This is a genomic window from Pseudomonas donghuensis (assembly GCF_000259195.1).
Taxonomy (GTDB): domain Bacteria; phylum Pseudomonadota; class Gammaproteobacteria; order Pseudomonadales; family Pseudomonadaceae; genus Aquipseudomonas; species Aquipseudomonas donghuensis.
This window is the reverse complement of record NZ_JH650762.1, coordinates 168,726-169,143: the sequence shown is the minus strand read 5'-3', so window position 1 is coordinate 169,143 and position 418 is coordinate 168,726. Positions and strand designations below refer to the sequence as shown.

Below are 418 nucleotides of genomic sequence, written 5' to 3'. Positions count from 1 at the left end.
GTGGCGGCCCAAGCCGCCGTTCGCGGCCAAGGCCGGGCCGGCGTCGGCGGGGCACTGAAGAAAAGCATCGCTGGCAAGCCAGCTCCCACAGGTCAGGTGTTGTGCCTGTGGGAGCTGGCTTGCCAGCGATCGGGCCTATCAGGGAAAAGCAAAAGGCTGCAGTTGAAACCCTTGCTCATCCACCTGCAACGCCCAGCCTTGCCGGTCCCAATCGCCCAGCACGATACGCCGCGCCGGTTGATCGCCGACCACCAGCTTGTGAATCGCCGGTCGATGGGTATGGCCATGCACCAGGGTGCGCACGCCAAACTGCTGCATGATCCGTGGCACTTCCTCCGCGGTCACATCGACAATGTCGTTGGCCTTCATCCGCGTCTGCGCCCGGCTTTCGCTACGCAACTTGCGCGCAAGCTTCTGG

Annotated in this window: 1 protein-coding gene; it reads right to left on the bottom strand. The window is 64.1% G+C overall.

The features are described from left to right. Positions 1-138: 138 nt before the first annotated feature. On the bottom strand, positions 139-418 hold a 280-nt coding region (locus UW3_RS29455), incomplete at its 5' end, for a hypothetical protein (protein ID WP_010222514.1).